A 12,257-nucleotide genomic window follows, 5' to 3' on the forward strand; every position below is an offset into this window, starting at 1 on the left:
AGCGTCGGAGAGGGGTCGACGCCGGCCGGGACAGGGCCGGGAGGGCCTACTCGCCGGCGATGAAGGCCTCGAGGTCGAGGCGGCCCTGGTCGTCGTTGACCTGGTGGCGCGGGGACTTCATGAGGTAGGTGGAGGCCGGGTCGACGGAGCCGCCGATGCCGCGGTCGAGGGCGATCTTCGCGGCGCGCACCGCGTCGATGATGACGCCCGCGGAGTTCGGGGAGTCCCAGACCTCGAGCTTGTACTCGAGGTTCAGCGGCACGTCGCCGAAGGCGCGGCCCTCGAGGCGGATGAAGGCCCACTTGCGGTCGTCGAGCCACTCGACGTGGTCGGACGGGCCGATGTGGACGTTGCGGTCGGAGATCTTGCCGGCCAGTTCACCGTGCAGGTTGGAGGTGACGGCCTGGGTCTTGGAGACCTTCTTGGACTCCAGGCGCTCGCGCTCGAGCATGTTCTTGAAGTCCATGTTGCCGCCGACGTTGAGCTGGTAGGTCCGGTCGACGGTCACGCCGCGGTCCTCGAAGAGCTTCGCGAGGACGCGGTGGGTGATGGTGGCGCCGACCTGGCTCTTGATGTCGTCGCCGACGATCGGGACGCCGGCGTCGGCGAACTTCTTCTCCCACTCGGGGTCGGAGGCGATGAAGACCGGCAGGGCGTTGACGAAGGCGACGCCGGCGTCGAGGGCGCACTGGGCGTAGAACTTGTCGGCCTCCTCGGAACCCACCGGGAGGTAGCAGACCAGGACGTCGGTGCCGGCGTCCTTCAGGGTCTTGACGATGTCGTCGTGGGTCGGCTCGGGGGCCGTGGACTCCTCGATGGTCTCGCGGTAGTACTTGCCCAGGCCGTCGAGGGTGACGCCGCGCTGGACGGTGACACCGGTCTCCGGCACGTCGCAGATCTTGATGGTGCAGTTCTGGCCGGACTCGGTCGCCTCGGCGACGTCCTTGCCGACCTTGTCCGCGTCCACGTCGAACGCGGCGACGAGGTTGACGTCGTGGACGTGGTAGCCGCCGAACCGGACATGCATGAGGCCGGGGACGGTGGCGTCGTCCGGGGTGTCCTTGTAGTACTCGAGTCCCTGGATAAGGGAGGTGGCGCAGTTGCCGATGCCGACGATGGCGAGGTTGATCTTCGAATCACTCATGGCTCAGCACACTAGCCCCGGAAATCGGAAAAACCCCACGTCGAAGGCGTGTTTTCGGGTACTTTACCGGTTAACCGGAGGGCTTGACCGATTCAGGACCGGGGCGGGCCGGGGTTAGAATCGTGGGCGTGTGCGCCGACCTCCAGCCCCTGCCGCCCGTGCCTGAACCGACCCGGTCGATCTCCCGTGAGCTCGACCGGCGCCGGGTCCTGCGGGCGGTGAGGTCCGGGGAAATCCCCCGTTCCAGGGTGTGTGACGCGGACCGCGCCGTCACGGCCAGTGCGGAGGTCCTCGGGACGCCGACCGGCCGGGACTGCCCGGTCTGCGGGGCGTCCGCGGCGTCCGGGGCACTGCGGACCACACAGTGGATCCACGGCTCAGCAATAGGTGAAAAGTCAGGGACGGCGCGTAGTCTGTCGGAGATACGGCACATCCTGGCCAGTCTGTCCCCGGGTGACGACATCACAGTCCACGTCGTCGAAGTCTGCCTGCACTGCAGGTGGAACTGCCTCCTGCGGGAAGACCGGTACGAGAACCAAACGGAAGACCAGCTAGGTGACTAACCAGACGAACAACACTGACGAGGCCGCGGACAACGGCAAGCGCACGGTGCGCACGCGCCGGCGCAAGCCGGTGTGGAAGCGACTGATCACGACGGTGCTCTCTGTCATCGCCGTCCTCATCATCGTTCCGCTCGTGGCCTTCTTCGCCGCGTACGCCGTGACCAAGGTCCCGGAACCGGATGAACTGGTGACCAACCAGATCTCCAACATCTACGCCCAGGACGGGAGCACGGAGATCGCACGGATCGTGCCGCCGGAGGGCAACCGCACGAACGTCAGCATCGACCAGATCCCGGAGTCCGTGCGCAAGGCGGTCATCTCCGCCGAGGACCGTGACTTCGACTCGAACAGCGGGTTCTCGGTGACCGGCTTCGGCCGTGCCGCGCTCGGCCAGCTGACCGGCAACTCCTCGGCCGGCGGTGGCTCGACGATCACCCAGCAGTACGTGAAGAACGCGGTCGTCGGTGACGAGCGCAGCCTGGTCCGCAAGGGCAAGGAGCTGGTCGTCTCCGCCAAGATGACCCGGGAGTGGTCGAAGGACGAGATCCTCGAGGCCTACCTCAACACCATCTACTTCGGGCGGAACGCCTACGGCATCAGTGCCGCGGCGAAGGCCTACTTCAGCAAGGCCCCGGGGGATCTGACCCCCGAGGAGGGCGCGGTGCTCGCCGCGGCGATCCAGCGGCCCAGCCAGCTGGACCCGTGGACGAACCGCCAGGAGGCGGAGCAGCGCTGGAACTACGTCATGGACGGCATGGTCGGCCTCGGCGTGTTCGACAAGGCACAGCGGGACGCCGCGGCGTACCCGGAGGTCGTCGACCCCGCCACCACGCAGGAGACGTCGGTGGCCGAGGGCACCAACGGCCTGATCAAGACGCAGGTGCTCAACGAACTCGCCTCGCAGGGCATCACCGAGGAGACGGTGAACACCAGCGGTCTGAAGATCACCACGACGATCGACCCGGCCGCCCAGCAGGAGGCCGTGGATGCGGTGACCCACAAGCTGGACGCCGCCGACGACGACGTCCGCGGTGCGCTGGTGTCCGTCGACCCCCGCAACGGCGGGGTGAAGTCCTACTACGGCGGTGACGACCCGAACGGGCTCGACTGGGCGAACGCCGGTCTGCAGACCGGTTCGACCTTCAAGATCTTCACCCTCACGGCCGCGGTGGAACAGGGCATCCCGACCAGTACGCTGTACGACTCGTCCCCGGTCACCACCGGCGGCACGCTGGTGCAGAATGACTCCGGTGAAACCTGCGGCACCTGTTCGCTGGCACAGGCGCTGAAGATGTCGCTCAACACGACCTTCATCCGGCTGACCCGTGACCTCAACGGTGGCGCGGAGGCGGTCGCCGACATGGCGCACCAGATGGGTGTGGCCAAGGAGCTCCCCGGTATCGGTGAGACCCTGAAGGAGAACGGCGGTGCCCCCTTCGAGGGCATCACCCTGGGTCAGTACCAGACCCGGCCGCTGGACATGGCGTCCGGTCTGGCGACCCTGGCGAACCGCGGCAAGTACTTCCCCGCGCACTTCGTCCAGAAGGTCGAGTCCGCCGGCGGTGAGGTTCTCATGGACAACGGCGACATGGAGGGCACCCAGGTGATCAAGCCGGAGACCGCGGACGCCGTGGTCTCCGCGATGCAGCCGATCGCCGGGTACTCGAACAACCACGATCTCGCCGGCCGCGTCTCGGCCGCGAAGACCGGTACCGCCCAGCTGGGCGACACCGGACAGAACAAGGACGCCTGGATGATCGGTGCGACCCCCCAGCTCGCCACGGCGGTCTGGCTGGGCAATGTCGACGGCCAGCCGCTGTACGACATGACCCGCGGCGGCTCGATGTACGGCTCGATGTCGCCCGCCGACATCTGGAAGTCCTACATGGACGCCGCACTGGTCAACGAGCCGGCCGAGCAGTTCGGTGAGGGCGGCTCGGGCGCCGCCGCCTCGGGTGGATCGGGCTACAGTGCCGGGACCGGTGCCGGCGCGGGGACCGGGGCCGGCACCGGCGCCGGAACGGGTGCGGCGACCGGTCAGGGCACCGGCTCGACCGAGGAGGACGCCACGGGTGGTGCCGGTACGACCGGCGGAACCGGTGGCGGCGCCGGCCAGCAGCCTGCGCCGGGCGGCGGGGCACCCGCCGGTGGACAGCCGGGACGTGGCGGCGATCTGCCGGACGTCGGCCAGATGCTCGACAACCTCCTCAACGGAGGCCGGTGACGGTGGACACCGGAGTGCTGGTCACGATGGCCAGCGTCTTCATCGGATTTCTCCTGTTCGGCGGTGCCTACGCGAGCTACGAGCACAAGCGGCCGCCGCGGGTGATCTGGGGGTTGTTCGCGGTCGCGGTCGTGTTCATCACGCTGGTGCCGCTGGGGATCGCGGTGTTCTGGGCGAGCTGAGATCGTGGCGGGGACCGGGGTCGGGGAGTCCGGGGTCGGTGCTCCCCGGTCGGGGTACCCGGGACCGGCCGTAGGGGGCGGTGTCCGGGGTTTGGGGGTATGACCTGCGGCGTGTATGCTGAGAGGGTTGCTGACGCAACGACCCTCCTGCCGCTCCCGATCCCGGGTGCGGCCGAAAACACAAGACCACAGGAGGTGATGAGGTCCGTGCGTCAATACGAGATGATGATCATCATCGACCCGTCCCAGGACGAGCGCACCGTTGGCTCGTCGCTCGATAAGTTCCTCGAGACGGTGCGCAAGGAAAACGGTACGGTCGACAATGTCGACATCTGGGGCAAGCGTCGCCTGGAGTACCCGATCAACAAGCAGGCCGAGGGCATCTACGCCGTCGTCGACCTGCACTGCGAGTCGGCCACCGTCCAGGAGCTCGACCGTCTGCTCAACCTGAACGACACGATCATGCGCACCAAGGTGCTGCGCAAGGACGCCAAGTAGCCCACCGGCTCCTCGGCGAGATCAGAAACGGACAGAGGGAGATAGCACATGGCACAGGGAGATACCCCGATCACCGTCGTCGGCAACCTCGTTGCTGACCCGGAGCTCCGGTACACGCCCAGTGGCGCGGCCGTCGCGAACTTCCGCGTCGCCTCCACGCCCCGACGGTTCGACTCACAGTCGAACCAGTGGGTCGACGGTGAAGCTCTCTTCCTCACCTGCAACGTCTGGCGCCAGGCCGCCGAGAACGTCGCGAACTCCCTGAACAAGGGAGACCGCGTGATCGTCTCCGGCCGCCTGCGCCAGCGGTCCTACGAAACCCGCGAGGGTGAGAAGCGCACCGTGTTCGAGGTAGAGGTCGACGAGGTTGGCCCGTCTCTCCGGTACGCCACCGCGCAGGTCGCCAAGACCCCCCGTCAGGGTGGTCAGGGCGGTTTCCAGGGAAACCAGGGGGGCTTCAACGCCCCGCAGGGTAACCAGGGCGGTTTCGGCGGACAGAATGCGTCGCAGGGTAACGGCGGCAACCAGGGTGGGTTCACCCGGAACGCTCCGCAGCAGGGGCGTCCGCAGAACAACCCGGGGAACCAGGGTGGTTTCGGTGGCGGCGGTGCCGCGGCCGACGACGACCCGTGGAACTCCGCCCCGCAGTCCGGTTTCGGCGACGGCGACGAGCCGCCGTTCTGATCTCGTGCCCCGACAAATCCCCAGAACAACGAAAGGCAACGGATCATGAAGCTGATCCTCACCGCCGCCGTTGACAACCTCGGTGTCCCGGGCGACATCGTCGAGGTCAAGGCGGGCTACGGCCGTAACTACCTGCTCCCGCGCGGGCTGGCCATCGTGGCGACGAAGGGTGCCGAGGCGCAGGTGGAGAACATCCGCCGCGCCCAGGCCGACAAGGTCATCCGCGATCTGGACCACGCCAACGAGGTCAAGGCAGAGATCGATCACCTCCAGGGTGTGACGGTCACCGTGCGTACCTCCGAGAAGGGCAAGCTCTTCGGCTCCATCAGTGCCGCCGACATCGCTGCCGCGGTCAAGGCCGCCGGCGGCCACGAGCTCGACAAGCGCACCATCCTGCTGAACCAGGGCGACGTCAAGGCGACCGGTTCCTACAACGTCGACGTGAAGCTGCACCCGCAGGTCACGGCGTCCCTCAACTTCAAGGTGGTCGCTGCGTAGCAGCCGATCCCCGCGACGCCCCACCGTTCCGGCCCAGACACCCGGGACGTATCCACCGTCGGCCCAGACACCCGGCGCCGCCCGTCCGTGCAGTACGGGCAGTGGACAACGGGGGCGTCCCCATGCATTCCACTGGACAACAGCACATCACGGACCCGTCCCCGCGGACTTTCGCGGGGGTCGGGTCCGTGGTGTATCTGCGGTGTCTCCGGCCGACCCGGCCGGAGTTGTCCCGAGCTGACCCGATTCTGCGTTTCCCGTCCGACCGAACTGACCGATCCGGGTCAACTCGGGTCAACTCGGCGACATCGCGCCACGGCCCTGGTCTGTCCGGGGCGCGGGGGCCGACCCGGACTGAAGGCAGGCGACACGTAGTGACGGCAGGCCGGGAACGTGGACGCTGGCGTAGGTCCGGGCCGGGGCCCGTGGTGTTGTCCGGGGTGTGGACAACGCGAACTCCCCGTACGTATGGCAACTGCATAATATGCGTAAATGCTGACCTGCGACTATACAAGGACAACAATATTCATCTTTTGGCCACCTGCGGAAACGGGCCCGACGGTGCCACCTGTTTATACATTGTCCCGGCGAAATAGCGCTCTGACCTGGGGGTACGCCGTATTTTCCGGATCGGTGACGATGTTGTCCACAACTTGTCCACAACCCGACCTGGGGATTTCCGCGATATGCACACGGTGTCCACAAGTTGTCCACAACCACCTGTGGACAACTGCGGAATCGCGGGGACGCGGAGCTGTCCGGTGGGGCAGCTAAGGTGGGGGACATGAGTGCACAGGAGCAGAGGGTGTCGGGCGGCGACGTGGTCCCGGAGGTCCCGCTTCCGTCCGAGCCCGAGTGGGAGGACGCCCCGGCGCCGCAGCAGGGCGGCTTCGACGGGGGTCGTGGCACCTCCGGTGGGCGGGGTGGCAGAGGCCGGAACAACCGGGGAGGCGACAGTCTGGGCGAACCGCTGCGCCAGATGCCGCAGAACGTGGAGGCGGAGCAGGGCGTGCTCGGCGGCATGATGCTGAGCAAGGACGCGATCGCCGACGTCGTCGAGCGGCTCCGCCCCGACGACTTCTACCGGCCCGCCCACCGGACGATCTACGAGACCATGCTCGAGCTGTACGGCGAGGGCATGGAGGTCGACCCGGTGATCCTGGGTGGGCGGCTCGACAACAACGGTCTCATCGACGAGATCGGCGGACTGCCGTATCTCCACGAACTGTCGAGCAAGGTCCCGACCGCCGCCAACGCCGGCTACTACGCGGATCTCGTCGCGGAGAAGGCGGTGCTGCGTCGGCTCGTCTCCGCCGGGACCCGGATCGTCCAGTACGGCTACTCCGGTCTCGAGGGTGCGGAGCTGGAGAGCGTCGTCGACCGGGCGCAGCAGGAGATGTTCACCATCACCAACGAGTCGGCGAGTGAGGACTACCAGGTGCTCGCCGACCTGCTGGCGCCGACGATGGACGAGATCGACGACCTGCACTCCACCGGCGGGGGCGTGGCCGGCGTGCTGTCCGGGTTCGCCGACCTCGACGAACTCACCAACGGGTTCCGCGGCGGCCAGATGATCATCGTGGCCGCCCGACCGGGTGTCGGTAAGTCGACGCTGGCGCTGGACTTCATGCGCAACATCTCGGTGAAGCAGGGGAAGGCGACCGTCCTGTTCTCCCTGGAGATGAGCAAGTCCGAGGTGATGATGCGCATCTTCTCGGCGGAGGCCGAGGTGCCGCTGTCGGCGATGCGCGGCGGCAAGATGGACGACAACCAGTGGGAGAAACTGACCCGCCGGGTGGGGCAGATCGAGGGTGCGCCGATCTTCATCGACGATTCGCCCAACCTCACGATGACCGAGATCCGTGCGAAGGCCCGCCGTCTGGCGCAGAAGCACGACCTCGGCCTGATCGTCGTCGACTACCTGCAGCTCATGAGCTCGGGCAAGAAGGTCGAGTCCCGCCAGCAGGAGGTCTCGGAGTTCTCCCGTCAGCTCAAGCTGCTGGCCAAGGAGGTCGACGTCCCCCTCGTCGCCATCTCCCAGCTGAACCGTGGTGTGGAGGCCCGTGGCGACGATGCACTGCCGCGGGTGTCCGACCTGCGTGAGTCCGGTTCGCTGGAGCAGGACGCCGACATCGTCATCCTCATCAACCGGCCGGACTCGCAGAACCGCGACCACGAGCGCGCCGGCGAGGCGGACCTGATCCTCGCCAAGCACCGTGGTGGTCCGATCGGGACGGTGCGCGTGGCGCACCAGCTGCACTACTCGAAGTTCTCCGAGCTCAGTCCGGGGGTCTGAGCCGGCGGTCAGCGTCCCCCCGGGGGAGGGACGGTCAGTTCTGCGGGTCGGACGCCGGGTCCTTGAACTGGGCGTTGACGGTGTGCAGGATGTCGGCGAGCTGCTCCTGCTGTTCGTCGCTGAGCACGTCGAAGAGCATGGTGCGGACCGCCGCCACATGACCGGGGGCGGCGTCCCGGATGACCTCGAAGCCGTCGTCGGTCAGGACGATGAAGGCGCCGCGGCCGTCGGAGGAGCAGGTCTCCCGGTCGAGGAGACCGCGGTTACGCATCCGGGTGATCTGGTGGGACAGCCGGGAGCGGTCCCACTGCAGCCGGTCGGCGAGAGCGGCGACGCGCATCCGGTGGTCGGGGGCCTCGGAGAGGTTCACCAGGACCATGTAGTCGGCCATGGAGATGGCGTTGTCCTGCTGCATCTGACGGGCCAGGCCGGCGTCGATGGAATGTCCCGCGGTCAGCCAGTTGCGCCAGAGGCACTGTTCACGGTCGGAAAGCCACCGGGTGGATTCCTCCGTAGCATGGGAACGGGTTGTCATGTGTCTCAGTATGACACATCACCGACCTAGTTGACACATCAACTACATTCCTCTACAGTGGATCCCATCACGGCGGGTCGACCGCCGCAGGGAGATCCGTTCCGCGGACCGCCCCCACTGACACCAGACAAGAAAGGCTTCACCACCATGAGCTCCGTCAACGACTACGCCGGCAACTACACCATCGACCCCGTCCACTCCGAGATCGGCTTCACCGCCCGCCACGCGATGGTCACCAAGGTGCGCGGTACCTTCGACACCTTCACCGGCACCGCCACCTCCGGCAAGAACCTCGAGGGTGCGGCCATCTCCGTCGACATCGACGCGGCCTCGATCAACACCCGCAATGAGGGCCGCGACGGCCACGTGAAGTCCGCCGACTTCTTCGACGTCGAGAACTTCCCGAAGATCACCTTCAAGTCCACCGAGGTCAAGGCCAAGGGTGATGACGAGCTCGAGGTCACCGGCGACCTGACCATCAAGGACGTCACCAAGTCCGTCACCATCGACTTCGAGTTCGAGGGCGAGGTCGTGGACTCCTTCGGCGCCACCCGCGCAGGCTTCGAGGGCGAGCTCGAGATCAACCGCACCGACTTCGGCCTGACCTGGAACGCCCCGCTGAAGACCGACGGCGTCCTGGTCTCCGAGAAGATCAAGCTGAACTTCGACATCTCGGCCACCAAGGACGGCGAGTAGTCGCCTCCGTCCGCGGGTGACCGGTACCGGCACCCGCACCCTGACGCGGAACACCGCACCTGTCCGGGGCTGTCCATGATGAGGCATGGGCACCCCGTCCGGGTGGGGCGTTCCGCGTTCTGCGTTCCGGGGGCGGTGTGCCGCGGTTAGGCTCGCGGAGGAACACACCACCATCCGAGACAGAGGGGTTCACCATGACCTTCGAAGGAAAGTCCGCGCTCGTCACCGGTGCCGGGTCCGGCATCGGGGAAGCCGTCGCCGTCGAACTGGCGTCCCGCGGCGCGTCCGTCGTCGTCGCCGACATCAACCTGGACGCCGCCCAGCGCGTCACCGACCGCATCGCGGACGCCGGGGGGAGCGCCGTCGCCGTCAAGGCGGACTCGGCCGTCCCCGACGACAGTCGGGCCGCCGTCGACTACGCGGTCACCACCTACGGGAAACTCAATTACGCCGTGAACAACGCGGGCATCTCGGGGGCGTCCGCCGCGGTCGGCGACCTGGACACCGCCGACTGGGACCGGGTGATCGGGATCAACCTCAACGGCGTGCTCTACGGCATGCGTGCCGAGATCCCGGCGATGCTCGAGGCCGGCGCCGGGGAGTGCGCGATCGTCAACATGGCGTCCATCCATGGTGCGGTCGCCGCCCCGGGCAATGCGGCGTACACCGCCGCCAAGCACGGCGTGGTCGGTCTGACCAAGAATGCCGCCGTGGAGTACGGGCCGGCGGGACTGCGGGTCAACTCGGTCGGTCCCGGCTACATCGACACCCCGCTGCTCGCGGGCCTGCCCGACGAGCAGAAGGCCGCCCTGGTCGACAAGCACCCGCTGGGCCGGCTGGGGCGTCCGGAGGAGATCGCGAAGCTGGTCGCCTTCCTGCTGTCGGAGGACGCCTCCTTCATCACCGGCTCCTACCACCTCATCGACGGCGGCTACACCGCGCAGTAGCGGGTCACTTCTTCTTCGCCGAGACCCAGACGTCGATCTCGGCGTGGACGGGCTCGTTGCCCGCATCGTCGAGCAGCTGGATGTCGACGGTGACGAGTTGTCCACCGGTCTCCCGGGTGACCTGCGCGAAGTCGGGGAAGTCCGCCGTGGCGGTGACGGTCAGACCACCGGTCGATTTCGTCGGGTAGTCGGCACGCATGCCGCGGGGGATCCAGCGGTGGGTCGTCGGCACGGAGACCTCGCAGAGGATGCCCATCGCGGCCTCCGCACCGTTGAGGGCGGCGATGACGTGGTACGTGCCGATGTGGTTCCGGATGCCCCACCAGTTCCCGATCCGTACGACCGCCCGGCCGGGGACAGCCTCGCGGATGCGGGGCAGGACGGTGCGGAAGTACGGTGCCTTGATGCAGAAACCCGCGGAAAAGAGCCCGCGTTTCAGGGCTGATCCGCGGAACTTCTTCCACAGCTCGGCGGTGCCGTTGGGGGAGGGGTTGATCTGGGTGTCTCCGGGCGTGGTCATATCCGAGACGCTAATAGATTCATCACTGCCGCGCCGCATAACAGAGCTTTCCCGGTAGGCTGGTCGCTGAATGCGCGTCCCCGCCGGACGCGTGCGGTGCCCCGCGGGCGTCCCCGCCCCGGAATACCGGCTCGCGCGACGACGTTGTAACCGGAAGAACCCGACGAAAGGACCCCAGCATGGCAACCCAGACCATCACCACCGAGAACTTCCAGGACACCATCCAGAAGGACGGCATCGTCCTCCTCGACTTCTGGGCCGACTGGTGCCAGCCCTGCAAGCGTTTCAGCCCGGTCTACGAGAAGGCCTCCGAGGAGCACCCGGACCACACCTTCGGCAAGGTGGATACCGAGGCCAACCAGGAGATCGCCGCCGCACTGCAGATCCAGTCCATCCCGACGCTCATGATCTTCCGCGACGGCATCCTCGTCTACCGCGATGCCGGCGCCCTGCCGCCGAAGGCCCTCAACGACCTTCTCACGCAGGTCGAGGGTCTCGACATGGACGACGTCCGCAAGAAGGTCGCCGAGCAGGCCGGGGACGCGAAGAACGCGGGAGAGTAACCGGTCATGGCCAACCCGTTCTCCAAAGGCTGGAAGTACCTGATGGCCTCCCTGGACACGAAGATCGACGAGAACGCCGATCCGAAGGTCCAGATCCAGCAGGCCACCGAGGCGGCCAGGAAGCAGCACCGCGAGATCACCGAGGCCGCGGCCCGGGTGATCGGTAACCGCAACCAGCTCGAGATGCAGCTTGACCGGCTGGTGAAGGAGCGGGAGACCCTCGAGGGCAACGCCCGCACCGCCATCCAGCAGGCGGACGCCGCCACGACCGCCGGGGATTCGGCGAAGGCCGGCGAGTACTCCGACACCGCGGAGGTCTTCGCGACCCAGCTCGTCACCGTGGAACAGCAGATCGAGGAGACCAAGCAGCTCCACACCCAGGCGGCGCAGGCGGCCGACCAGGCCACGGCCCAGCAGAAGCAGTCCGAGGCCAGGCTCACCGAGCAGCTCTCCCAGATCGACCAGCTGCGCGCCCAGGTCGACCAGGCGAAGATGCAGGAGACCTCCAACCAGGCGCTTGACGCGATGCAGGGGATCCAGGCCGATGATTCCGTGCCGACGCTCGACGGTGTGCGGTCGAAAATCGAGGCCCGCTACGCCAATGCGCTCGGTGCCCAGGAGCTCGCGGAGGACAGTGTCTCCGGCCGGATGGCCGAGATCGAGGAGGCGGGCCAGGACTTCAGGGCGTCCGCCCGCCTGGACCAGATCCGTGCCGAGATGAAGGGTGAACTGCCGGCCGGTGGTGCCGGAGACGGTGCCGCCGACAGCGACGGTGCTGCCGAGGGTGCCGCCGACGGGACCCATAAGTCGGAGTAACCGACATCTGGCCCGGCGTGGCGTCACGGGGGAGGGTGGCATGGCGTCATGTGCAGGTGAACCATTGTTTACCTGCGAAAAGATGATTTTG

General features: G+C 67.2%; 14 protein-coding genes. 11 read left to right on the forward strand and 3 right to left on the reverse strand.

Going from position 1 to position 12,257, the window contains the following annotated elements; genetic code table 11:
* Positions 1 to 46 precede the first annotated feature (46 nt).
* The gene (locus FSW06_RS09890) at positions 47 to 1,144 is read right to left on the reverse strand and encodes an inositol-3-phosphate synthase (RefSeq protein WP_010122505.1); all 1,098 of its coding nucleotides are present in this window, start codon (positions 1,142 to 1,144) and stop codon (positions 47 to 49) included.
* Positions 1,145 to 1,392: 248 nt separating this feature from the next.
* Here FSW06_RS09890 and FSW06_RS09895 point away from each other — a divergent pair, with 248 nt between their 5' ends.
* From FSW06_RS09895 to dnaB, 7 genes are all read left to right on the forward strand, one after another.
* Positions 1,393 to 1,707, forward strand: a complete 315-nt coding sequence (locus FSW06_RS09895) for a DUF5318 family protein (RefSeq protein ID WP_238526018.1) — start codon at positions 1,393 to 1,395, stop codon at positions 1,705 to 1,707.
* Entirely contained in the window at positions 1,700 to 3,931 is a 2,232-nt protein-coding gene (locus tag FSW06_RS09900) for a transglycosylase domain-containing protein (protein ID WP_010122503.1), read from the forward strand. The genes FSW06_RS09895 and FSW06_RS09900 overlap by 8 nt, the downstream gene beginning before the upstream one ends.
* A gap of 2 nt (positions 3,932 to 3,933) precedes the next feature.
* Positions 3,934 to 4,113, forward strand: coding sequence for a hypothetical protein (locus FSW06_RS09905; protein ID WP_139024597.1), 180 nt, complete (start codon positions 3,934 to 3,936; stop codon positions 4,111 to 4,113).
* Positions 4,114 to 4,311: 198 nt separating this feature from the next.
* Positions 4,312 to 4,611, forward strand: a complete 300-nt coding sequence (rpsF, locus tag FSW06_RS09910; RefSeq protein ID WP_193345965.1) for a 30S ribosomal protein S6 — start codon at positions 4,312 to 4,314, stop codon at positions 4,609 to 4,611.
* A 48-nt stretch (positions 4,612 to 4,659) separates the two neighbouring features.
* Entirely contained in the window at positions 4,660 to 5,295 is a 636-nt protein-coding gene (locus tag FSW06_RS09915; protein WP_010122498.1) for a single-stranded DNA-binding protein, read from the forward strand.
* Positions 5,296 to 5,340: 45 nt separating this feature from the next.
* Positions 5,341 to 5,793 (forward strand): 50S ribosomal protein L9, encoded by a 453-nt coding sequence (gene rplI, locus FSW06_RS09920; protein WP_010122497.1) that lies wholly within the window; start codon positions 5,341 to 5,343, stop codon positions 5,791 to 5,793.
* A gap of 784 nt (positions 5,794 to 6,577) precedes the next feature.
* Positions 6,578 to 8,089 (forward strand): replicative DNA helicase, encoded by a 1,512-nt coding sequence (dnaB, locus tag FSW06_RS09925; RefSeq protein ID WP_010122496.1) that lies wholly within the window; start codon positions 6,578 to 6,580, stop codon positions 8,087 to 8,089.
* 34 nt (positions 8,090 to 8,123) lie between these two features.
* On the opposite strand, the gene FSW06_RS09930 is transcribed toward dnaB, so the two are convergent.
* Entirely contained in the window at positions 8,124 to 8,624 is a 501-nt protein-coding gene (locus FSW06_RS09930; RefSeq protein ID WP_010122494.1) for a MarR family winged helix-turn-helix transcriptional regulator, read from the reverse strand.
* A gap of 147 nt (positions 8,625 to 8,771) precedes the next feature.
* Here FSW06_RS09930 and FSW06_RS09935 point away from each other — a divergent pair, with 147 nt between their 5' ends.
* Together FSW06_RS09935 and FSW06_RS09940 are read left to right on the forward strand one after the other, a co-directional pair.
* Complete coding sequence (locus FSW06_RS09935) at positions 8,772 to 9,320, forward strand: YceI family protein (protein WP_010122492.1); 549 nt, start codon at positions 8,772 to 8,774, stop codon at positions 9,318 to 9,320.
* 194 nt (positions 9,321 to 9,514) lie between these two features.
* Positions 9,515 to 10,267: an SDR family NAD(P)-dependent oxidoreductase gene (locus FSW06_RS09940; RefSeq protein WP_010122491.1), complete on the forward strand. Its 753-nt coding sequence runs from the start codon at positions 9,515 to 9,517 to the stop codon at positions 10,265 to 10,267.
* Positions 10,268 to 10,271: 4 nt separating this feature from the next.
* Here the strand turns inward: FSW06_RS09940 and FSW06_RS09945 are convergent, their stop codons facing one another.
* Complete coding sequence (locus FSW06_RS09945) at positions 10,272 to 10,787, reverse strand: hotdog fold domain-containing protein (RefSeq protein ID WP_010122490.1); 516 nt, start codon at positions 10,785 to 10,787, stop codon at positions 10,272 to 10,274.
* A gap of 179 nt (positions 10,788 to 10,966) precedes the next feature.
* On the opposite strand from FSW06_RS09945, the gene trxA reads away from it, so the two are divergent.
* On the forward strand, positions 10,967 to 11,350 hold the full coding sequence (gene trxA / locus FSW06_RS09950) for a thioredoxin (protein ID WP_010122489.1): 384 nt from the start codon (positions 10,967 to 10,969) through the stop codon (positions 11,348 to 11,350).
* A gap of 6 nt (positions 11,351 to 11,356) precedes the next feature.
* Positions 11,357 to 12,166 carry a PspA/IM30 family protein gene (locus FSW06_RS09955; RefSeq protein WP_010122487.1) on the forward strand — a complete coding sequence of 270 codons (810 nt, stop codon included), beginning with the start codon at positions 11,357 to 11,359 and terminating at the stop codon, positions 12,164 to 12,166.
* Positions 12,167 to 12,257 lie beyond the last annotated feature (91 nt).

Source organism: Corynebacterium nuruki S6-4 (genome assembly GCF_007970465.1).
Classification (GTDB): Bacteria; Actinomycetota; Actinomycetes; order Mycobacteriales; family Mycobacteriaceae; genus Corynebacterium; species Corynebacterium nuruki.